Source organism: Amphibacillus marinus (assembly GCF_900110345.1).
GTDB classification, from domain to species: Bacteria; Bacillota; Bacilli; order Bacillales; family Amphibacillaceae; genus Amphibacillus_D; species Amphibacillus_D marinus.
Genome location: NZ_FODJ01000002.1, coordinates 159,058 through 182,190 on the forward strand (window position 1 = coordinate 159,058; position 23,133 = coordinate 182,190).

The window sequence follows — 23,133 nt, forward strand, 5'->3', positions numbered from 1 at the left end:
CATAGGCATGATTAAAGAACGATCCTGAACCAATTTATTGTTAACTTGCAATAAAGCTGAAAAGTCACCGCTATTATTCTACACGCGGTAACTTTTCAGCTTTTGTTTGCTTTATGCTAGGCAGCAACATCACGCTTATTAAAGAAAAAGAAAGCAAGTAGGTGGAACAGAACGAAGTAAAGCAATAACATAACAATAGAGAAAGTTAATGTCATTCCTTCAATGTTAGGCATACCATCAAAATAGACAGTCAAATCTGTGTTCAAGAATAAAATATACTTTGCCCAATCAAAATAAAATGACAAGATATTTGCAGCAGTCCCACCGATCGTTAACAGGAATATTGAAATCCCCACTGCCAATGAGCTATTTCGAAAGACACTTGAAATCATAAAGGCCATTGTCGTTAGCATTAGAATATCAATAGAATAGAGTAGATAACTACCCATTAAATGCAGACCCAGTGCTCGTTCTACTACCTGTCCATTTTGATAAGCTAAGTGGACAGCTTCTTCAGGTGCAGTTCCAAATAAAATAAGTCCTGCAATAGCTGCTAAGCCAAAAGTGATTGATAGCAAAAACAAACTAAATAAAATCACTGTTAGATATTTCGACAACAGTATCTTTACCCGACTAATCGGACGAATGAGCAGGAGTTTAATTGTGCCCGTTGAGAACTCACTTGCTACAATCCCAGAAGCCACAACAATGGTAAATAAACCAACTAGACTAATAATTGCACGGCTTTCTTCTACAACTGTCCAGATATTATCTTCACTGTCTGGTGGAATATTATTTTCTAGCCGATACGTATTAATTGCAATGTTTCGCTCATAGTATGTTTGCATTTGATTATTTTCTAACGTTGACAAGGATTCTTGATAATAGGTATTTTCTTCTTCAAGCACTGCTTGCCAATTATCATCTTGGGTATCATATTGCCCTGCAATGTATTTTAGTCCACCACTTAAAATAATGACGGCTAGAATGGTCATGCCGATCATCACGTACGTGGCTTTCTTTCGCATTATTTTTTCCCATTCGTTAAAAATTAATTTTAGCATACTAACCCTCCTTATGATCCAGTAATTTCAAGGAATCGATCCTCTAATGTTTTAGATATTTTATTAACCAGGTAAACATCAATACTTGCTTCAATTAATTGTTTAAGCAACTTAGCAATGTCTTCTTTAGTCGCTTCAATGGTAAATCCTTCTGCTTTTCTATCAATCTTCCACTCTTTAGTCAAGATCTCATACACTGCACCCAAGTCACTCGTTTCAATATAATAATTATTTGTTTGTTCTTCCTGCTCACCTTTTACTGATTGGATGTCAATCAGTTTACCTTGTTGAATGATGGCAATGCGATCACACATCATTTCCATTTCAGATAGGAGATGGCTAGAAACGATCACACTCATTTGCCTTTCCTTTGTTAAATAACGGAGATGCTCCCGAATTTCTCTGATTCCAGCCGGGTCTAACCCATTGGTTGGCTCATCTAAAATAAGTAGCTTTGGATCATGAAGCAAGCATTGCGCTAACCCTAGCCGTTGGCGCATCCCTAATGAATAGGTTTTGACTTTCCTATGGATATTATCAGTTAGCTTAACAAGATCAACCACTTCATTAATTTTATCCCGGTCTATTCCCTTATGCATCCGACTGTATTGAATTAAATTCTGATAACCGGTTAAATGCTTATACATCTCAGGGTTCTCAACAATAGCACCAACCTGTTTAATGGCTTGCTCAAAATTACTTTTAATACTTGTGCCACCGATGAAAATATCACCTTCACTTAACCGCATTAAACCAACGATCATTCGAATTGTGGTCGTCTTTCCGGCCCCATTTGGGCCTAGTAACCCAAACACTTCCCCAGGCTGGACAGACAAGCTTAATTGATCAATAATCTTCTTCTTCCCAATCATTTTACTGACATTATTTAATGAAAGAATCGGTTCCATTTAAACATCCTCCCTTGCTCTAATTGTAGTTTTAAACCAATCTAACACAGATTGGCCGTGTTCTTCTCTAAGGATTTCAACATTTTCCTGACCTAGTACTTCGCCGTAGTATAAAACTATTATTTCATCAAGTAGTGGTTCAATTTCAGCTATTTCATGAGTAGCGATAATAATGACTTGGTTTTCAAGATCCACATACTGCAATAGGCTTTTAACCGTTTCTTCTCTAACCATTGGGTCTAATCCGGAGAAGGGCTCATCCAACAAAATAACATCAGTGTCTCTAGCTAGTGCTGTTACTAGCTTTAGTCGACCTCGGTTTCCTTTAGACAGCTTTTTTATTTTTTTTGTTGGGTCAAGCTTTAATGTCTTTAATAGCTGTTCTGCCTTCTTCTTATTAAAACTCTTAAATTGACTAGCCACATAATTAATGGTCTCTGTGACAGTAAAGCCTTCATAATGCATATCTAATTCGGTTAGATAGGATACCTGTTCGGCACTCTGCCGTGTCACTACCTGACCATTGAGAATTACCTCACCCTTAGAAGGAAACACCAGCCCTGTCATCAGCTTTAGAATAGTTGACTTTCCACTACCATTGGGACCAACAAGCCCATAAATCTTACCCTTCCCAAAGGTAAGATTTACATTTTGTAAAGCGACTTCTCGAACAAAGCCTTTATTAACATTCCTAAGCTTAATGGTCATACGCATCCCCCTCTAAAAAGCTTTTTACCAGATTAATCATTTCCGAGTTGCTTACTCCAAGTTTTTTCATCTCTTCAACGTATTGACCAACAATTTCTGCTTGCATATTGCATCGTAATTGTTCAAATAAGTTAGGATTATCGACCACAAAGGTTCCTTGACCTCTTTTTGTCTCCACGACACCCATCCTTTCCAACTCCCCATATGCCCGTTGGAGCGTATTTGGATTAACGCCCATTTCAATTGCCATCTCACGCACTGAAAGTAGCTTTGCATTCCTTCTTTGCTTACCTTGAAGGATATTAATGATAATTTGATCAACAATTTGCATATAGATCGGTCGTGATGATTGAAATTCCTTAGGCATTACTTACACCTCAACCTTCCTAGTAAGTAGCATACAGGAGATGTAAAGCAGCAAAAGGACAACCAACAGATAGTACCCAACATAGAAAAGGGGCACTTGAGCAACCTGGAACTGTAGGATCCAATCGCCTTGATTTGTAAGAGCTTGATCCCCAATTATAGAGATTCGCGAGTTAGCAATTAATGATTGCGTCACACTTAAATTCAGCAGTCTGCTCTCTAAAAAAATATAGCCGCAAAAAATTGAAAACAACACAAGCAAGCGCAAACTTTTCTGTGCTATGTACCGATAGAGCGTGTGATAAACACTCCAATAGAAGAAAACAATGATTGAATGAGCTGCCCCAGAAAATAAGAAAAGGAAATAAACAAATATTACGATGCGCACAGCCGTCTCGGTATGAAGATCGCTTAATATATACGGGTCAAATAATTGAATCGTTAATAACCCATACCCAAAAACGATTAGTTGAAAAATAGCTTGATAGCTCAACATAACAATTAGTTTCGAAGCAAACAAGCTGAAACTTGATCTTGGGCTATATAGCCATAGCTGTGTCCTAGCCTCCTTACGTAACAGAATTAACATCATCGCAGGCATAAAAAACACAAGAAAAAAAGTCGAAGAAAACAAAGTAAGCATCATAAATGTATGGTGACCACTTCGATTCGAGCTGATGAAGCCAAGTAGAAAACCTAAAAGGAGTAGTGCTCCTGCTAACCAAATCGTTAAGCTAGCTATTCGATAGTCCTTTTTTAATAAGCCAACAAATGGCGACATAGTATTCACCCCAAAAAAGTATTAGTGTACTATTTAAATAGTACACTAATACTTTTAGTTTAGCAAGAATTTTTTGTTAAGATAAAAGGCATGAGCACGATATCACAGTACCGCACTCATGCCTAACTAACTTCCCTTAAATTCGGTAATGCTTGTTAAAATTTACTTACACACTTTCCTTCTTCGTAATTATATGGTCATATGCTGGTTTAGGCTGACCATTTGCATCAAGTAAAAATGGCCAGTTTTTTCTCCCTCTAACCGGAAAGTCGTTTAGCCAAGTATAGCTGTCTCTGACGCCCCAGAAAGTAACGGACGAAATATGCTCGGCATATCGATTAAATAGTTCAAAAAAGCGATCATAGCGCTCTGCTTGTAGGAAAAGCATCTCTTTACTTGGCTCAGTTAAGTCTGTGCGCTTATCATCAAATGCATAGACTGATACATCCATTTCAGTAATATGGAGTGTTAACCCTAGTTCAGCATAACGTTTGAGTGCAGCTTCAATTTCACCATAGGTCGGATGGTACAAGCTCCAGTGCGCTTGGAGACCCACACCGTGAATCGGCACACCACGATCTAGCATCCCTTTCACAAGCTGATAAATCTTCTCTCGCTTAACCGGATTTGATTCATTATAATCATTATAAAAGAGCAGAGCATCAGGATCAGCCTCATGCGCATAGCGAAAGGCATAATCAATAAAATCCTCACCAATAATAGTAAGCCATTTCGATTGACGATAAATTTGCTCACCATGATCCTCAACCGCTTCATTAACAACATCCCAAGCATAGATACGTCCTTTATAGCGTTTTACTACAGTGTCAATGTGTTCCTTCATTCGTCTCAATAACTCAGTTCGCCCGACATCATTACCTTTATTATCAACAAAAAACCAATCCGGTGTTTGATTGTGCCATACTAAGGTGTGACCACGTAAACCAATCCCATTGTCCTCTGCAAATTGCATGAACTTATCAGCAATTTCAAAATTGTATTGGTTTGGTTCGGGATGAATTTCCTCAAACTTCATTTCGTTTTCAGCAGTTATTGAATTAAAATGCTTGTTTAGCAGCTCCTGATCGGTATCAATCGTAGATTGATTAACGGCTGCTCCAATGAGGAACTGATTGCGAAAATAATCCTTTAAAGCTTTCATTTCAACAAGCGCACCTTCCTATCATCACTATCTAAATTCAGCTAGATCGTGATTAATTTTTTTGGTTGCATGATAAACTTGCTGATACAACTTAAATAATGCTTGATACCGTGACACGTTCTCTGAAATTGGTTGATAGGTTTTCTGATAGTGAACAAAGTCTTGGGCGCAATCTTTTAAAGTTGGATACCAGCCGCTTCCAACCGCTGCTAAAATAGCCGCCCCCATCCCTGGCCCTTGTTCATTAGCTAACGTGACGACTTCTGCATTAAATACATCAGCCTGAATTTGGAGCCATAGATCGCTTTTTGCACCACCACCACTAGCAACAACCTTAGCTATGGTCTTACCTTTATTTCTAAAAATCTCAACGGATTCATTTAGACTAAAGGTAATTCCCTCAATGACAGCACGAGCAAAATCACCGCGGTCATGACTAGCATGTGCACCTACAAAGCTAGCACGAATGGCACTATCAGGATGTGGCGTACGCTCTCCGACAATATACGGTGTAAACAGCATGCCCTTTGCCCCAACCTTAGACTCCCCTGCTTCACGCACAAGTTCATCAAATGAGATATCTTTGGCAAACACATCTTTAAACCAACTTAAACTATAGCCTGCCGATAAGGTGACACCCATTGTGTAATAAGCGTTTGGATCACCATGATTAAAGTAATGGACTTGACCTTGAAAATCCTTGTCGCCTGTTTCTTCATAAGAAAGGACTACCCCAGATGTTCCGGTACTACTTAACGTAAGACCATCTTCAAGGATACCAGCCCCAATTGCGCCACAAGCATTATCAGCACCACCAGCAAACACTTTGCATGTCGTCGATAAACCAGTCTCTTCGGCTACCTCTAGCTGAATTGTCCCTGTTTGTTGGTATGATCCGACAAGGGTCGGGCAGAGTGACAGTGGAATATTATTTTTCTCACACAATTCCTTACTCCATGCTTTTCCGGCAACATCCAAAAGTAATGTCCCTGCCGCATCTGAATAGTCCATACTAAGATCGCCAGCAAGACGGTAACGAACGTAGTCCTTCGGTAATAAAAACAGTTCAGCCTTAGCAAAAATTTCTGGTTCATTTTTCTTTACCCATAAGAGCTTTGGTAAAGTAAAACCTTCTAATGCTGGGTTCTTTGCTAAAGCATGGAGCTGCTCTAAACCAACATTTCGCTCAATTTCCCGGCACTCTGCTGTTGTTCGTGTATCATTCCATAGGATAGCACGCCTTAACGGCTGATTGTCCTTATCAAGTAAAACTAATCCATGCATTTGACCTGAAAAGCTTAGACCTTCTATTTGCTCTGGATCAGCAAGATGATCAGTCAGATCTTTCAGAGCCTCTTTGGTCGCTATTACCCAATCCTCAGGGTCCTGCTCACTGTGTCCTGGTTGATCATGATACAAAGGATATGATTTCGAGATAGAATCAACCACCTCTCCCTGCTTCGATACAAGTAAGACTTTAACCGCACTCGTGCCCAAGTCAACACCAATTACATAGCCCATTAATAAAACCTCCCTTATTACAAATCATGCGAATGGCGCTAAGCACTATTCGCATGATTTTGTCCTATTAGATATTTAATAGATATTGATTGAATTTCGCCTTAATCTTTTCAACTTGACCAGAACGAATATTGATGTCTTTTAAATCAATGGCATGGGCTTCAAGCTCTTTTAAGCTAGACTTACCTGTCACGATTTTCTGACCGAGGTCAGATTTAAATGTTTGATAGCGCTCATCAACAATACCCTCGAAGAAGTTATCGTCAATCATTTTCTGTGCTACCTTTAAGCCAATTGCAAATGCATCCATTCCAGCAATATGCGCGTGGAAAAGATCTTCTGTTTCAAATGAACCACGGCGAACCTTGGCATCAAAGTTCAAGCCCCCACGACCTAAGCCACCATTTTTTAGAATTTCATACATAGCTAATGTCGTTGTATAAAGATCTGTCGGGAACTCATCTGTATCCCACCCTAACAATAGATCGCCTTGGTTAGCATCGACGGAACCGAGCATGCCACTCTCACGCGCAACACGCAATTCATGCTCAAATGTGTGACCAGCTAACGTAGCGTGGTTTGCTTCAATATTAAATTTAAAGTGATCTTGTAAGTCATATTGGTATAAAAATGCAGTTGCTGTTGCAACATCAAAATCGTATTGATGTGTTGTTGGCTCTTTTGGTTTTGGCTCAATCAAAAACTGTGCATCGAAGCCAATTTCCTTCGCATAATTAATTGCCATATGATAAAGATGGGCAAGATTTTGTTGCTCAAGCTTCATATTCGTATTTAATAGCGACTCATAGCCTTCACGGCCACCCCAGAATACATAGTTCTCAGCACCAAGTTCTTTACCTACTTCTAGACCTTTCTTAACCTTACCGGCAGCATAAGCATAGACATCAGCATGAGAAGTCGTACCTGCACCATGAGTCCAGCGTGGGTTTGTGAACATATTTGCTGTATTCCAAAGCAATTTAGTTTTACTGTCCTTCATGTATTCCTTAATCATACTGACGATCTCATCAAGATTTTTGTTAGATTCACGTAACGTGTCACCCTCTGGTGCTACATCAACATCGTGAAAGCAAAAGAATGGTGCATTAATCTTTTCGAAAAATTCGAAAGCGGCTTCAACCCGTGCCTTAGCAAGATCCATCCCTTTCAAGTGATCCCATGGACGAGTTGCTGTCCCTGCGCCAAACGGGTCAGTTCCATTCGCTACAAAGGTATGCCAGTATGCAATACCATAACGAAGTGTTTCCTCCATTGTTTTACCACCAATTTGCTCTTCTGGGTTGTAAAATTTAAATGCATACGGATTATTTGAATGACGACCTTCATACTTTACTTTTGAAACTTCTTTAAAATAGGTCAAACGAAAAACCTCCTAAAATATCATATTATTTTTGCTATTTGTATTCTATCACGTTTAACTTAGTTAGTCTATCGAATTAACTAAGTTAAATTAATTTTTTTTAGCGCTTTCATTATTGTTATATCAGTTTGAGAAGACCTATTGCTTTTGCTAGTTTTTTTAGATAACAAACTTAACATAGTTTAAACAACAGCTATTGGCCTTCACACACCCGAATAGGCCATAAATCCGCCATCAATTGGAATACTTGTGCCTGTAACAAAACCGCTATATGTGTCATCAGCTAACCACAGGAGCGCACCATGCAAATCTTCTGGTTTTCCTAATCGCTGCATTGGTGTATGGCTCAAAATCTTTTCCGTTCGTTCGGTATAAGAGCCATCTTCGTTCGTTAGTAAGCGCCGATTTTGTTCAGTTAGGAAAAATCCAGGTGCTATCGCATTCACACGAACGCCTTCTTTGCCAAAGTGTACCGCCATCCACTGCGTAAAGTTATCAATTCCAGCTTTCGCAGCACTATAAGCCGGCACTTTCGTCATCGGGCTTGGTGCACTCATTGACGACATATTAATAATGCTACCCTTCGTTTTAAGTAACTCATGTGTAAAAACTTGCGAGGGCAGAAGTGTACCCATCAAATTCAAATTAAAAACATGATTAAATCCTTTTTGAGTAAGGTCGAAAAAACTACGAACTTCTGAATCACTGACATCTTCTTTAGCATAAACTTCATTAGTAGTAGAACCTTCTGGATGATTTCCGCCAGCTCCATTTATAAGTAAATCAACTTTACCGAACGCTTGGACGACCTCCGCTTTAGCCTGTTCAACAATCTCTCGATCTGTAACATCGCAAAGAACAGAAATAGCTTCGCCACTATGTGCATTAATATCTTCAGCTACTTTATCACCAAATTCTTTCGGGTAATTTAAAATAGCAATCTTCACCCCATACTCAGCAAGCTTGCGGGCCATCGAGCCGCAAAGAATACCGCCACCACCTGTAACAACAGCTACCTTACCTTTTAAATTAACATGTGCGGGTGTCATTGTTCTTCCTCCTCCAACATATCCCAAAGTCCTTGTAAATACATTGCACCTAAAGCACGATCATAGAGCCCATAACCCGGTCGTCCTTCTTCGCCCCAAATCATGCGACCATGATCAGGACGAAGATAACCCTTGTATTGATTTTTATTCAAAACTTTAATTAAACCTTTTACATCAACAGACGCTGAGTTATCTTTGTGAGCCACTTCGTGAAAATCACCATTTGCTTTATGGGCGACGTTTCTAATATGCATAAACGGAACACGATCCATTGCTATAAATTTATCAAAGATCGTAATTAAATTATTATCCCGGTTTGCACCTAAAGAACCTGAGCATAAGGTAAGACCGTTCTCAGGCTCATTCACCGCTTGGACAATCCGATCTAGATCTTGCTCGTTTTTCACAATGCGTGGTAAACCAAATACAGACCATGGCGGATCATCTGGGTGGATTGCCATTCTAATATTACATTCTTTTGCAACTGGAATAACTTGCTCTAAAAAGTAAACAAGATTGTAGAAGAGACGGTCCTCCGTCATTCCTTGATATTTTTCAAACAACTCTGCAATATGTGCGAGTCGCTCAGGTTCCCACCCTGGCATTGTTAACCCTTTTGAGCTTTCGGTAATCCGATCAATCATTTCTTTGGGGTCAACACCTTCTATTTGGTCACGTTGATAAGAAAGCACCGTTGAATGATCCGGCAATGGCATTGCTAAATCAGACCGTGTCCAATCAAAGATTGGCATAAAGTTATAACAAATAACTTTGACACCATATTTACTTAGAGTACGAATGGTCGCTTTATAGTTTTCAATATACTGATCACGGGATGGTAGGCCAAGCTTAATATCATCATGAACATTGACACTTTCAATAACCTCGAGCTCTAAGTTAGCTTCCTTAACTCGATTATATAATGCCTCAATATCCTGCTCCGGCCACTCATCACCGGCCGGGATATGAAATAAAGCGCCAACAACACCAGTCATGCCGGGAATTTGTTTAATATACGTAAGTGGAACTGTATCCGTCTCACCAAACCATCTGAATGTCATTTTCACAAAAAAGGACCTCCTTTTTTAATAAATTGTTCGATTGTGCTGATCTGCGATACCAGACTTGCGGTAGAAATAAGTATTAATAATATCACGCCATTCTTTAGCAGACCATAACTGATGCTCTAGTCGAGCCTTAACATCGTGATGACGTTGTTCGTCAATATGCTCACTCACCTCATTCCAAATCTTAATCATCGCCTCGACCTGTTCAACACCCTTAAAATGAGTATCATAGATGTGTTGAATAACTGTCTTGCCACTTTTCAGCTGATACGTATACGGCACATGGTGGAAGAAGAGCAATAACTCATCTGGACAGCTTTCCAGCTCCTCATAATACTTGCTATTTGCCTCATGATACTGACCAATGTAACCAGTACCAGACTTTATCGTCCGATCAACACCAAGTCCATCCCGATCGGCAAAGTGATAGGTTCCCCACGCCATATACTCATAGCCATCAATATTAGGTCCATAATGATGGTTGACGTTCACCATCCAACCAATCCCCAACGGTGACGTGTAGTTCTCGTAGGCTTGCCATGATGGCATCACCATTGCTCCTATCGCATCTACAACTGACTTATTAAGGCCAAATGTCTGTTCAATCCACTCTAAAGCAATCTCCTCAGCTGTTAAATCTGGATTCCAGATTAAGCGACCATAGCCATATAAGTTTAGCTGAGCAAAAGTATGACCAGTCCAATTGTAATCCCTACCTACATTTGAAACAGCTACAATACCGGCTACCTTATTATTAAATACTTCTCCACTGACGACATCCTTAACCTTGGTCCCTTCACCTTTAGCGTAAGTATCAAATTCTAGTACCTCCTTCCACTGTGGAATAAGATAAACAAGATGACGCTGTTGCCCCAAATACTCCTGGGCAATCTGAAACTCCAAGAATTGATTGGTTTTTGCTAAGCCGCCAATTAATGGCGAAACAGGCTCTCTTACTTGAAAATCCATTGGGCCATTTTTAATTTGAAGAATAACATTGTCAGCAAATTGACCATCTAATGGCATAAAATGATCATAGGCAGCACGAGCACGGTCAGTTTTGCGATCACGCCAATCTTGCTTGCAATCATAGACAAAGCAACGCCAAATCACTTTTCCACCAAATGGCTTGATTGCTTCAGCTAACATGTTTGCCCCTTCCGCATGATTACGTCCATATGTAAACGGACCTGGCCTGTTTTCTGAATCTGCTTTAACGAGGAAGCCGCCTAGTCGTGGTACTGCTTGATAGACGTTGGCCACAGTGTCCTGCCAAAAACGTTTTACTCCCTCATCTAAAGGATCAGCAGTGTTTAAGCCGCCTATCTCAATTGGAGCGGCATAATTAATACTTAAATACATCGTAATACCATACTGATTAAAAATATCAGAGGTTTGGCTAACTTCCTTTAAATAGGTATCTGTAATCAGCTCTGTTTCTTTTTGATGAACATTAACATTATTAATTGTTAACGCATTAATACCAACTGAGCTAAGTAGCCTTGCATAATCCTGGATACGCTGACGGTCTTGAATAAACTGATAGTCTTCATAAAAAAACGATCGTCCGGCATACCCCCGCTCAACTGAGCCATCCATATCATCCCAATGATTAATCATTCGGACCGGGTTTTTTGGTTGCTCTGTGATGTTAAGGTCACTAAGCTGCGCTTGCCGTTGAATAAGACGAAGCAAATGAAAAGTTCCATACAAGAGAGCTCTGCTTGACCCGCCCGATAAACGTAGAACTTTCTGTGACTCGTTAAGCTGATAAGCTTCCTCAGGTAGTGCTTTATTAATAGTCAAATGAAGGCCTACCTTATGTGTATGTTGATAATCGACAACTGGCGTAAAACCCACCATTTCCTTAAGTGCCACGCTCAGCTCCGTAATACAACTGGAAATTATTTCATTTTCATCTGCAACACTGATCTTACTAAACTGCGCTTTTATGTCGCTAATGTAATCCTGATTTAAAATGGGTTGATACTGGAGCCAAGCACGATAACTTGTAAGTTGCTTTTCTGATAGCCCATCTACACGTTTTTCAGATTGTCTAAATACGTTCATACCATTAGTCACTCCTTAATTCCCCACATAAGTAAGTAAATCTTTAATCAGAGGCGGTTTACCCACTGACTGTTGGTCTCTCAATTACCATAGTTCAATTAACCTGCGATAAGCATAGCGCTTCAAGCCGTTAAGCTCTCAGCGCTTGCTAAGAAAGAAATTATCCTTTTACGCCACCTATCGTTAATCCTTTAACAAAATATTTCTGCAAAAATGGATAGACCATAATAATTGGAACAGAAACAACGACAGTCATTGCTGCCCGAATAGATTGTGGTGTTACCGTTTCAATGACGCCACTTTGTGAGGCAGCAAAGGCTGACTCAGCACCTGCACCAGAGTTAAACGCTGCATTGGAATTGCTCAATACTTTCATTAATTCGTACTGTAATGTACTCAATTCTGGAATGGAAGAATTATAAATGAATACATCAAACCATTGGTTCCATTGGCCTACCGCTACGAACAATGACACCGTTGCGATAACAGGTAAGGCTAATGGTAACGCAATACGAAAAAATTGCGTGAATTCTCCAGCCCCATCCATTCGTGCTGATTCAAATAAGGTTTCTGGTAGCCCTTCGATAAACGACCGGATAACAATGACATTAAAAACACCAATTAATGTTGGGAAAATGTAAACCCAAAACGAGCCAATTAAACCTAATTCTCTATGCAACAAATAAGTTGGAATTAAACCTGCATTCATATACATGGTCATGACAAACGTGATTGTTACAAATTTTTTCAAAAAGAAATGTTGTCTTGAAATAGTGTAAGCTACCATTGCAGATGCAAACACGCCTAAAATTGTACCCGTAACAGTCCTTAGCACTGACGTTAAGCCCGCTCGAAGAATTTGGGCCTCGTTAAAAACATGCTGATAGTTATACCAAGTAAACTCACGCGGCAACAGCCTTAATCCTCCTCTTACTGTGTCCGTTGAAGTATTTAAGGAAATAGCCAAGGTGTTCAGCATTGGGTAGAGCATGACCACTACCAGCAAAAGCATAATTACAATATTAATTGAATCAAAAATCAGATCGTCAACACTTCTTCTTTTCCCTTTTAATCTATTAATCAGATTCATAGTAGCCCTCCTCTAGAATAATCTTGCTTCCCCAAGTTTTTGTGCAATTTTATTAGCAGCAAAGAGGAAAATAAATGATACAACTGTTTTAAACATCCCAGCTGCGGTTGCAAGTGAGAAGTTGGCCATTGAGATACCGTAGCGCAAAACAAAGATATCAAGGTTCTCTGCATAATCCATATTTAACGGGTTCATTAATAAATATTGCGCCTCGAAACCCGATTCAAGAATGTAGCCAATATTCATAATCATTAAAATGACAACTACTGATCTAATGCCAGGTAAAGTAATATAAAAAATTCTTTGTAGTCGCGAAGCTCCGTCAATTTCTGCTGCTTCGTATTGTTCTTGATCAATCATCGTAATCGCGGCCAGATAAATAATGGAGTTCCAGCCTACGGACTTCCAGACATCAGAAGCACCAATGATTCCCCAAAAGTATTGTCCAACACCTAAAAACATAATCGGTTGATCAATAATTCCTAGATTTAGCAATAACACATTAATAATGCCATCCTCCATTGCTAAAGCAGACGATACTAGTCCAGCTACAACCACCCAAGAAAGAAAATGTGGCATATAGCTAATTGTCTGTACAATTCGTTTAAACCCAATTTGTCTAAGTTCATTTAATAAGACAGCTAACGTTATTGCTGTAACAAAACCCAGAATAAGATTAATAATACTCATTGCCAACGTATTCCTCATAACCTCTAAAAAGCGTTGATCTTGAAATAAAAATTTAAATTGGTCAAATCCTACCCAGTCAGATTCAAAAAAGCCCCGAGCAGGTCTGAAATTTTGAAAAGCCATTACCCAGCCACCAAGCGGCAAATACTTAAAGACAAACAACCATAATAGAAATGGAATACTCATTAAAAGTAATTCCTTTTGCTCGCGGCATTTTGTAAAGAAGTAGTTCAAGCCTTTGCGTGGACCTTTTTGCCTTCTTGGCATCTTAGCTTTCTTTATCTCTTCAGTTACAGTTAATGGACGTACAGGTACTCCCATAATAAATTGCCTCCTTAATCATGCATTAATTTAGAAAAATAAATTGACTCGTTAAAGCAAGTCATTAATCAGCTGCGCTTGACTAGCTACCTAACTCTGCATTCTCATTTACCTTTTATCCTACTAATTAGTCAGATCATACCCAGGCAAAGAGCTGTTTTCTGATCTATTTTGCTAAACTAATACATAAAATAATGTCACACCTAAATGATAGGGTTAAAATAAGGCTGATGGTAAACACTGTTTACCATCGCCTTATTAAAATTATCTAAATTGCCAGTTACCGTTGATTCGTTCTCTAACAGTATTTGTAAAGAATTCTTCATAAACATCAACATCTAAGTTGCGATATGCTTCTTCAAATGTAGCCCACTCATCTTCAAAATCAGTCGGATTTGCCAATACAATTCTTGGATAGTGACGCTTGGTTAGCTCCTCTGAACGTTCTGAGAACAGCGCAACATCAGAGCCTTGTTCAATGTTAGCACTCCAAGCTGGATACCAAGGACGATCTTGCGGCTGAGAGAACAATTCAGAGAACGTTTGAATACCGTATGCATCAAGATAGACACGATCTTCTTCATCATAAGTCGCTGATGCTACTTCAGGCTGACGACGTGATTCAACCGCATTTCCATCATTAAATGAACCGTTTAGTCTTGGCCAGTTCCACTCAAATACAGTCATACCAACATCACGACGTTCATCCTGATCACCTGCTAATTCAACCTGCTCATCAGTTCGGTAGTAACGACCATCCTCGTCAACTGAATAATGGCGCTCCTCTTCTCCCCACATTACAAGCTTTTGCATATCTTCTTGAATGAGTCGATCCCAATATTGAATGATACGTTCTGGATTTTCAGCACTAACCGTAATTCCTACCCCACGGTTTTGTGTAAACGACGGTGGATCAATATATTGATCTGTAATTGATTCGTCTAAAACGACTGGCAGTGCCATATATTCTTTCTCTGGATCACCTAAATCTTCAATGGCTACTCGAGCTTGGCCAAACTGCCAACCATAATCGAAAAAGCCGAGAACACGCCCAGAAGATAGCTTAGCTAAATAATCATCGGTATTCATAACAAACATTTCTTGGTCTAAATAACCACCATCATTTAATTCATTAAGTGCTTGCAAGTAACGTTTAGCATATTCAGAGTCGGCATAAACACTTGCCTCATGTGTATCTAAGTCGACCATGACACCACCATCATTTGGAAAGCCCGCTAAATGATTCGGAACATTTGAGAAGGTAAAAAAGCTCGTGTCATAGGTCAATCCTGTAAATGGAACGGTATTCATCCCATCAATTTGCGGATTTTCATCTGCATAACGTTTAATAACATCAAAATATTCTTCTAATGTATTAATTTCAGGGAAATCGTATTCTTTTAATACACCCCTTTGAATCCAAAATGCACCTTGATCAATATTAGGGTTTGGCACAAATTCATTAATTGTTGGTCCGAACGGAATGTAATAAATATTACCGTCAGGCATTGTGAAACGATCAAGATAATCATCATACATAGCAAGAATGTTCTGCCCATGCTCTTCAAGTAAATCGTTTAACGGAATAAACGCATCTGCATCAAGCATCATGTCAATACCGTGGTCTGGCACTACAACGTCAGGATATTGCCCGCCTGCAACCATAACGCCTAATTTCTCCATTAAATCGCCAACTAGGTATTCCATTTGAAAATTAACACCTGTCTCATCTTCAAGCATTCCACCAATTTCTGTTTCATTTGTGTGAATATCACTACCAGAGGCACCAATAAAATAGTGATAGGTTACTGGATCAGTTGATCCCTCTTCGCCAGCATCTGTTGGATTGTCATTAGTCGCTGTTGATTGATCATCATTACCACCACAAGCAACTAGTAACATAAAAAAGCTAATAAAGATTAGTACGGACAGACTTTTCTTTTTAAACATTTGACTAACCCCTTTCATTAATTAAAAACTATTAACTCGCTTATGAAAGCACTTTCATTATAGCGCTTACTACGTTGTTATTCACCATGATAAACTAAAGAGCGAGCCTTAAAAAATATAGATGTTTTTTTGCTCTATGCAAGATAGGCTTAGGCATTTATTCATATATAACTGAACTTTCGCATCAACATATTCAGGTTCTGCTAAGCTGACTGAAGGGTTGACGAAGCAGCAAATCCCATCTCTTAGCTTGTTGACCGATAATAAGCACTATTTTCGTTTCTACTCCTAACTTTGCACGGTTGGAATGATTCATTGATGAAGAACACCCGACTAAGTGGAGCTAAGCAATGGCTGAGACTCCTGCGGGAATTGGATGAGCTGAAGATTCGCTTTTGGCACGCATTTCTTCACAAAGTTGGGATGTGTCCCGTCCTGTGACAACGTCTAAATGACCTACATCATGTAGGCCCGAAGCCAGCCCTCTGGAAAGCGAATCCTTACTTTCGGGAACGATATCGCACCAAATGGATAAGAAAGTCAACATAGGTATTGCCTACCGACTCTTCCAAACACCTTAACTGCTTGATGACTATTTTCAGTGTGTGAAAGTTGCGTACATAACAAAAACAAACAAAAGCATGATCAATCAGCTTCTGTTTGTTTTTGGTGGAGCAAATCGTATTGTATTGGCTAGCATATCTTTAAGCACACTTATAAAGCAAAAGTCTGTCGAATAGATGTGCTTAACAATTTCAAGTAACTAAACAGAACGTTGAAGCAGTAGCAATGTAAACCAGCTCGTTATTCTAATACTGCTTGGGTTGGAATTCTAATTTCAATTGTTGTTCCTTTTTCTTTTTCAGTTATTAAATTAAACGCAAATTCCTGTTTATAATACAGCTTTAAACGATAATAAACATTTTGAATACCGACATTCTCACCCATACTCTCTTCATTTTTTAATTTCATTAATATCCTGTCTTTTTGCTGTTGACTCATACCAACACCATTATCCGTTATCCTAAAAATAATCCTGTCTTTATCCCCAGTAATCGTTATCTCTATTCTGCCATTCTCTTTTAATGGCTCAATACCATGAATACTGGCATTCTCGACAAATGGTAAGAAGACGAGATTAGGTATTCTCTGCAACTTAATAGCCGGGTCAACGTTCACCTCATAGCTAAGCTTATCACCAAATCGATACTTTTGAATCTCGAGAAAGGCGTAGATGAGTTTTAACTCATTTGCGACGGGTACCCAATCTTTGCCCCAAGTAAGGGCATTTCTAAAGATACCTGCCATATGTTCAATTATTTGCGCTGTCTCATCCTCACCTTTAAAATAGCTTCTCATTCGAATGGTCTCCAACGAATTAAAGAGAAAATGCGGATTTATTTGACTTTGCAGCGCACTTAGTTGTGCTTGTTTTTCTTTTAATTGTAAATCTTTTTTTTCTAAATTAGCTCGAAACACATCATTAAACAGCTGATTTATTTTCCTAGTCATTCGATTAATTTGCCGGGTAATCTGACCAATTTCATCTGCATATTCTACATATGGATACTCCTCAAAGTGCTGCTTTTCAATTTTCTTCATGTGCCTAAGCACCTTACCTAATCGGGAGTGAATAGACTTTGATAGGAAAAAGATAATGAAAGTCGGTAAAATAAAGTTAACTAAACTAAGTATTAAGATATAGCTACTATCTTCTATCTTCTCTTGGAAAAAAATCGCCGAGTCTACAACGCCTACAATTTCCAATTTCTCAAAATAGTTATCACTTAACAGGCGTCTTGTCACAATATGATCGTCTGACAATTCTAAATCAGCTAACTGGACATCATAATCTCCCCAATTCAAGTCAGGATCATTTGTGTAAACAATATAACCTGATTCATCTAACAAATACAAATGCCCTTGCAAAGTAACATTGTTAAATATTTGTCTAAAAGCAACTGGGTTTAGTTTAATTTGAAGAATTTTCTCATAGCTATCATAGAGATAGAAGTAATTCAACTTCTTAATAACAGAAATTTGTAGCTCTTCACTTGTATTACGATCATGATAAAGAAATGGTCGATTTGTCTGCTGAATTTCATCGTACCACGGTTCATTAATAACCGTCATGGTAATCGGACTAACACCGCCAGAAAAGATAAAGGTAGGATTATTTGTATAAAAGATTAAGTTCTGAATGGAATGGTATAGCGGTGTTGATGTATTATATTGTCTAATTACTTCATTGTATGCTTCAACATAGTCAATCGGAGAGGCATAATTATAGTCAAGAAAGTCGTAAAGCCTTACATCCAAGAACAATGTCGTTGTCAGACCAATTGCTTGGTCAGTTAAACGCTTAAATTCATCTTCTACTTGATCAACAACTAAATTAATATCTGTCCGTTTCTGCTCTAGAAATCGATCTGTTGTTCTTAAATAAAAAAAGTAATTAGAAAAGACAATGGGAATAAACACGGATAGAATATAAACAATCAAAAATTTATTCCGTAATTTTAAATGATTAAATAATTGCATTATTTTTTTCACTGTCGTCAGTCCTTTAACCTTTACATTGGGTAGGTTGAGGAATTTAAGGACTCGCTTAACTTCCCTTTTTTAGCTTTGTCTATATCCTGCTGTGCCAATTGCAGTCTCTTGGTATCAAGCTTTTTGAAAGCTCGAAGTGCATGCCACATAACGAGCCAACCTATTACACTGGACAAGTAGAAAGGGATTAGACCTGGTAATAAATAAAACGCGGCACCGGCAAGTAACAATGTAATAATTAATGATAATACTTTGATAGGATTAAGCAGCGCGATAATAATACTTGCTTTTAAATAATTAAAATATGTCATCTGGTAGTGTACGTAGAGGGGTAATAGAAACAGTGCCATAAACATAAACACAATGACTAACACATACCACAGAATGACTATGCTAAGGTATTCTAAACCAGAAATGACCCCAAGATAATGATAATTAAACCAAATTAAATAACCAAAAAAGCAAACCGTGTAGCCAAGTAAATTTGCTTTAAGCAGTGATTCTTTAAATACTTTAAAGAAAACTTGAAATATATTAAGCTCTTGCTCATTCATTAGCCACTTTCTTAGTACGCCATAAAGAGCAGCTGTAGCTGGAAACAGTGTGATAAGACCAAGACCAGCTATGGAAAATCCCAGCCAAAGCAGATGTAAATAAGCCATTTTCCAGATCCAAATGGTCACCTGATAAAAACGTGTTGAAATAAAGCCATTGTTATTCTCCATCACTAGTCATCCCCTCATAACCAATCTTTAATTAGTTGCTTTGCAAGTTGCTGATGTGGGCTCGTTGACACGACACCTACTAATAATTCTTGCTCAAACGCTAACCCTAGTTCCTGTACAAATTGACTTTCGCTTGTTAGCGGGATCGCATATAAATGATCTGTACCTGTTTCTTCGTCTGTGCGAACGTAATCGGTTTTATTAACGCTCGCAGTAATCTGTTGCTCAAACTCATCTAATGGCGTTAGCCCGTATGGATCAAGTAAGATGTTTTGATAATTATTATCCACAACAAACAGATCAACCTCTCTGTTATAAATCTCCAGCATTAACTTCTCATGTGAGGGTAACGTTATGATAACCTCGAGTGCCATGTGCTCACCAAGCTGATCTGCCAAGAGCGCTGACGCATATTCCGATATGGTTTCTTGGTATGCCGGCGGTACACTTGACACAAACATAACTCGAAAGACTTCCAAATCATGATTTCCCTCAATATCATTACAGCCAGTAAGTAGAAACAGTAATAAACAACAGCCAAACAATAGTAATCGGCTTCTCACCTTCTATGTCACCCTTTTCCTAGTGAAAATTAATGCTATACCCAATTATACTACATCATAATTAAAAGCGCTTTCAACATAAAAAATAAAGAGCTTTATTTAAAAAACTTAGATTATGAATTAATGCACATTAATTTGCAGGTAAATCTATAGTTTTTGCACTAAATTCTATAGATCTTACCCTTAATTTAAAACGCTTTCTTAGTTAGAATGAAAGAGTAATAGTGGCAAGATAATGCGTAACAAAGAAAGGTAGCTGAAGCCGTAACACAATAGTAAGTTGCGCTCCTAAAGACTGACATTGGATAACAACTATCGTCTACTTAATATGAAGCAAACAGCTACTATGACCTTAATAATAATTGTATAGATGGAGGTGGCATGTTGCCATGAAGGGTGCTTATTATACCGACTCCTACCAGAATTTTTTTACTAAACATGGTATTGAGCCAAGCGCTGTTGAAGCAAAAGTAAAGCTGACCTGGGAAAAGCTGTTCACCGATCATTATCCAGAATCACAAATTTACTTTGAGGCGGACGAAGATATGGGCTACTTAGTTGATACCGGTAACCATGATGTTCGAACAGAAGGGCAATCCTATGGGATGATGATGGCAGTGCAGATGGATCGTCAGGACATTTTTGACCGTATTTGGAAGTGGACGAAGACTTATATGTATATGGATTCTGGTCTACATCAAGGTTATTTCGCTTGGTCTTGTCAATTAGATGGTGTTAAAAATGCGCACGGACCAGCGCCTGATGGGGAAGAATATTTCGCACTTGCCCTTTATTTCGCTGCAAATCGCTGGGGTGATCACGCTGATCCTTTTAATTATTCTGAGCAAGCAACTGAATTACTAAGCCGATGCATCCACAATGGCGAGCATGATAATGGGCATTCGATGTGGAATCGTGACAATTATTTAATCAAATTTGTCCCTGAGGTTGATTTTTCGGATCCATCCTATCACCTGCCCCATTTCTATCAGTTATTTAGTGAGTGGGCTGACGTGAAAGATCGAGAATTTTGGCAAAAAGCGACCGTTGCTAGCAGAGATTACCTTAGACTTGCGGCTGATCCGAAGACAGGCTTATCGCCTGAATACGCTTTTTACAATGGCGAACCTAATCATATTCGCGGCTTTGGTCATTTCTTTAGTGATTCCTATCGCGTAGCTTGTAATATTGGTTTAGACTACCAATGGTTTGGCAGCAACCAGACACCAATAGAGATTAATCAAAAACTTCAGCATTTCTTTAAGAAGATACCGATACATGATTATCGACGATACAACATTAACGGCACACCCTTCAATGAGCAAGCATTGCACCCAATTGGTTTACTGGCGAGCTTAGCAATGGCTTCCTTAGCTACCGAAGGCGAGTTAAGTAAGCAGTACATTTTACAGTTCTGGCAAACACCCTTACGCACTGGCAAACGACGTTATTATGACAATTGTTTATACTTTTTTAGCTTACTTGCGTTAGCGGGCCAATTTAAAATATGGAAATAATGGAGGATTAACAAATGAAAATAACAAATCCAATCTTATCAGGTTTTAATCCAGATCCAAGTATATGTCGGGCTGGTGAGGACTACTATATTGCGACATCAACTTTTGAATGGTTTCCTGGCGTAAGTATTCATCATTCTAAGGACTTGAAGAATTGGCGGCTAGTTGCTCGCCCACTAAATCGCGTTTCCCAATTGGATATGAAAGGAAATCCTAATTCAGGAGGTGTTTGGGCACCACAGTTATCCTATCATGACGGTCAGTTTTGGCTCATTTACTCCGATATTAAAGTTACTGATGGACGTTGGAAGGATTCGCACAATTATTTGACGACCTGTACAACCATCGATGGTGAGTGGTCAGAACCTATTTACATGAACAGCTCTGGCTTTGATCCATCACTATTTCACAACCCTAATGACGGTAAGAAGTATTTTGTTAACATGGTCTGGGACCATCGTCAGGACCACCACAATTTTTATGGCATTGTTCTCCAGCAATATGATCATGAGCAACAAAAACTTGTCGGTAACAAGGAGATCATTTTTAAAGGGACTGATGCTAAATTAACAGAAGCACCTCACTTGTATTATATCAATGGTTATTACTACTTACTAACCGCTGAAGGCGGAACTAAATTTGACCATCAATCAACATTAGCACGTTCAAAAAAAATTGAAGGTCCTTATGAGCTCCATCCTAATAATCCCTTAATTTCATCTTGGGCTCACCCAAGAATTACGTTACAGAAAGCAGGGCACGGAGCCATACTTCAGACGCATACCAACGAATGGTTTTTTGTTCATTTAACTGGACGTGTACTACCGAAAACAGCTGATCCACTGCTTGATCCACGTGGTTATTGCCCATTAGGCCGTGAAACAGCGATTCAACGCTTAGATTGGAAAGATGACTGGCCTTATATTATCGGGGGGAATTACCCTCAAGATGAAATTGAGGGGCCTGAAATTAAAGAACATTCCTTCACTCCAGAGCCAACCAAGATAGATTTTAATCGTGAGTCATTGCCATTGGACTTTCAAACATTACGCGTCCCTCTTAGTGAACAGGTTGTTTCACTAAAAGCTCGACCTGGTTATTTACGTATTTCAGGACGAGAATCGCTAACGTCATTATTTACTCAAGCTCTTGTTGCACGTCGTTGGCAACATTTCCGCTTTATTGCTGAAACAAAAATTGAGTTTGAGCCAACTACCTTTCAGCAGTCTGCTGGTTTAGTTAATTATTACAATACTGAGAATTGGAGTTATTTAAATATTACTCACAACGAAGAAAAGGGTCGTATTTTAGATATTATGGTTAGCGACAATACGGTATTTTCTCAGCCACTAAAAGGAGCAGAGATTACTTTATCCGCTCAGCAAACAGCCGTATATTTACGAGTGATCGTCAACAATAATGATTACTATTATGCCTTTAGTTTAGATGGTACAGCTTGGACTAATATTGGTCCTGTATTTAAATCATACAAGTTGTCTGATGATTACATTCAAGGTGGTGGTTTCTTCACTGGTGCTTTTGTCGGAATGACCGTTCAAGATACATCCGGTGAACAGCTGCATGCTGACTTTGAATACTTTAGCTATTCACCAAGTCAAAACTGAATGATTTAGAACAGATTAATAA

General features: G+C 38.8%; 19 protein-coding genes. 2 read left to right on the forward strand and 17 right to left on the reverse strand.

All coding sequences use genetic code 11. The features are described 5' to 3' along the window. Positions 1 to 116: 116 nt before the first annotated feature. From BM000_RS04795 to BM000_RS04875, 17 genes are all read right to left on the reverse strand, one after another. Positions 117 to 1,064 carry an ABC transporter permease gene (locus tag BM000_RS04795; RefSeq protein ID WP_091495365.1) on the reverse strand — a complete coding sequence of 316 codons (948 nt, stop codon included), beginning with the start codon at positions 1,062 to 1,064 and terminating at the stop codon, positions 117 to 119. Between the two features lie 11 nt (positions 1,065 to 1,075). Next, positions 1,076 to 1,972: an ABC transporter ATP-binding protein gene (locus BM000_RS04800; RefSeq protein WP_091495367.1), complete on the reverse strand. Its 897-nt coding sequence runs from the start codon at positions 1,970 to 1,972 to the stop codon at positions 1,076 to 1,078. Continuing rightward, a complete protein-coding gene (locus tag BM000_RS04805) occupies positions 1,973 to 2,680 on the reverse strand; it encodes an ABC transporter ATP-binding protein (protein ID WP_091495369.1) in 708 nt (235 codons plus the stop codon). Continuing rightward, entirely contained in the window at positions 2,670 to 3,047 is a 378-nt protein-coding gene (locus BM000_RS04810; RefSeq protein ID WP_091495371.1) for a GntR family transcriptional regulator, read from the reverse strand. Before BM000_RS04810 ends, BM000_RS04805 begins: the two co-directional genes overlap by 11 nt. A gap of 3 nt (positions 3,048 to 3,050) precedes the next feature. Next, the gene (locus BM000_RS04815; protein ID WP_091495373.1) at positions 3,051 to 3,827 is read right to left on the reverse strand and encodes a hypothetical protein; all 777 of its coding nucleotides are present in this window, start codon (positions 3,825 to 3,827) and stop codon (positions 3,051 to 3,053) included. 166 nt (positions 3,828 to 3,993) lie between these two features. Next, on the reverse strand, positions 3,994 to 4,989 hold the full coding sequence (locus BM000_RS04820; RefSeq protein WP_091495375.1) for an endo-1,4-beta-xylanase: 996 nt from the start codon (positions 4,987 to 4,989) through the stop codon (positions 3,994 to 3,996). A gap of 27 nt (positions 4,990 to 5,016) precedes the next feature. After that, positions 5,017 to 6,510 carry a xylulokinase gene (xylB, locus tag BM000_RS04825; RefSeq protein WP_091495377.1) on the reverse strand — a complete coding sequence of 498 codons (1,494 nt, stop codon included), beginning with the start codon at positions 6,508 to 6,510 and terminating at the stop codon, positions 5,017 to 5,019. Positions 6,511 to 6,577: 67 nt separating this feature from the next. Beyond that, positions 6,578 to 7,891 carry a xylose isomerase gene (xylA, locus tag BM000_RS04830; RefSeq protein ID WP_091495379.1) on the reverse strand — a complete coding sequence of 438 codons (1,314 nt, stop codon included), beginning with the start codon at positions 7,889 to 7,891 and terminating at the stop codon, positions 6,578 to 6,580. A 203-nt stretch (positions 7,892 to 8,094) separates the two neighbouring features. Beyond that, complete coding sequence (locus BM000_RS04835) at positions 8,095 to 8,940, reverse strand: SDR family oxidoreductase (RefSeq protein WP_091495381.1); 846 nt, start codon at positions 8,938 to 8,940, stop codon at positions 8,095 to 8,097. After that, positions 8,937 to 10,007 (reverse strand): mannonate dehydratase, encoded by a 1,071-nt coding sequence (uxuA, locus tag BM000_RS04840; protein WP_091495382.1) that lies wholly within the window; start codon positions 10,005 to 10,007, stop codon positions 8,937 to 8,939. The genes BM000_RS04835 and uxuA overlap by 4 nt, the downstream gene beginning before the upstream one ends. A gap of 18 nt (positions 10,008 to 10,025) precedes the next feature. Further along, entirely contained in the window at positions 10,026 to 12,077 is a 2,052-nt protein-coding gene (locus BM000_RS04845) for an alpha-glucuronidase family glycosyl hydrolase (RefSeq protein ID WP_091495384.1), read from the reverse strand. Between the two features lie 160 nt (positions 12,078 to 12,237). After that, complete coding sequence (locus BM000_RS04850) at positions 12,238 to 13,167, reverse strand: carbohydrate ABC transporter permease (protein ID WP_091495388.1); 930 nt, start codon at positions 13,165 to 13,167, stop codon at positions 12,238 to 12,240. A gap of 12 nt (positions 13,168 to 13,179) precedes the next feature. After that, positions 13,180 to 14,124, reverse strand: a complete 945-nt coding sequence (locus tag BM000_RS04855) for an ABC transporter permease (RefSeq protein WP_245751586.1) — start codon at positions 14,122 to 14,124, stop codon at positions 13,180 to 13,182. 318 nt (positions 14,125 to 14,442) lie between these two features. Further along, entirely contained in the window at positions 14,443 to 16,128 is a 1,686-nt protein-coding gene (locus tag BM000_RS04860) for an extracellular solute-binding protein (RefSeq protein ID WP_091495396.1), read from the reverse strand. A gap of 804 nt (positions 16,129 to 16,932) precedes the next feature. Then, positions 16,933 to 18,681, reverse strand: a complete 1,749-nt coding sequence (locus tag BM000_RS04865) for a sensor histidine kinase (protein WP_091495400.1) — start codon at positions 18,679 to 18,681, stop codon at positions 16,933 to 16,935. 20 nt (positions 18,682 to 18,701) lie between these two features. After that, on the reverse strand, positions 18,702 to 19,406 hold the full coding sequence (locus BM000_RS04870) for a YesL family protein (RefSeq protein ID WP_091495402.1): 705 nt from the start codon (positions 19,404 to 19,406) through the stop codon (positions 18,702 to 18,704). A gap of 14 nt (positions 19,407 to 19,420) precedes the next feature. Next, on the reverse strand, positions 19,421 to 19,969 hold the full coding sequence (locus BM000_RS04875; protein WP_091495406.1) for a hypothetical protein: 549 nt from the start codon (positions 19,967 to 19,969) through the stop codon (positions 19,421 to 19,423). A gap of 389 nt (positions 19,970 to 20,358) precedes the next feature. Between BM000_RS04875 and BM000_RS04880 the strand changes: the two genes are divergently transcribed. Together BM000_RS04880 and BM000_RS04885 are read left to right on the forward strand one after the other, a co-directional pair. Then, positions 20,359 to 21,486, forward strand: coding sequence for a family 8 glycosyl hydrolase (locus BM000_RS04880; protein ID WP_091495409.1), 1,128 nt, complete (start codon positions 20,359 to 20,361; stop codon positions 21,484 to 21,486). A 14-nt stretch (positions 21,487 to 21,500) separates the two neighbouring features. Then, positions 21,501 to 23,111, forward strand: coding sequence for a glycoside hydrolase family 43 protein (locus BM000_RS04885; protein ID WP_091495412.1), 1,611 nt, complete (start codon positions 21,501 to 21,503; stop codon positions 23,109 to 23,111). Positions 23,112 to 23,133 lie beyond the last annotated feature (22 nt).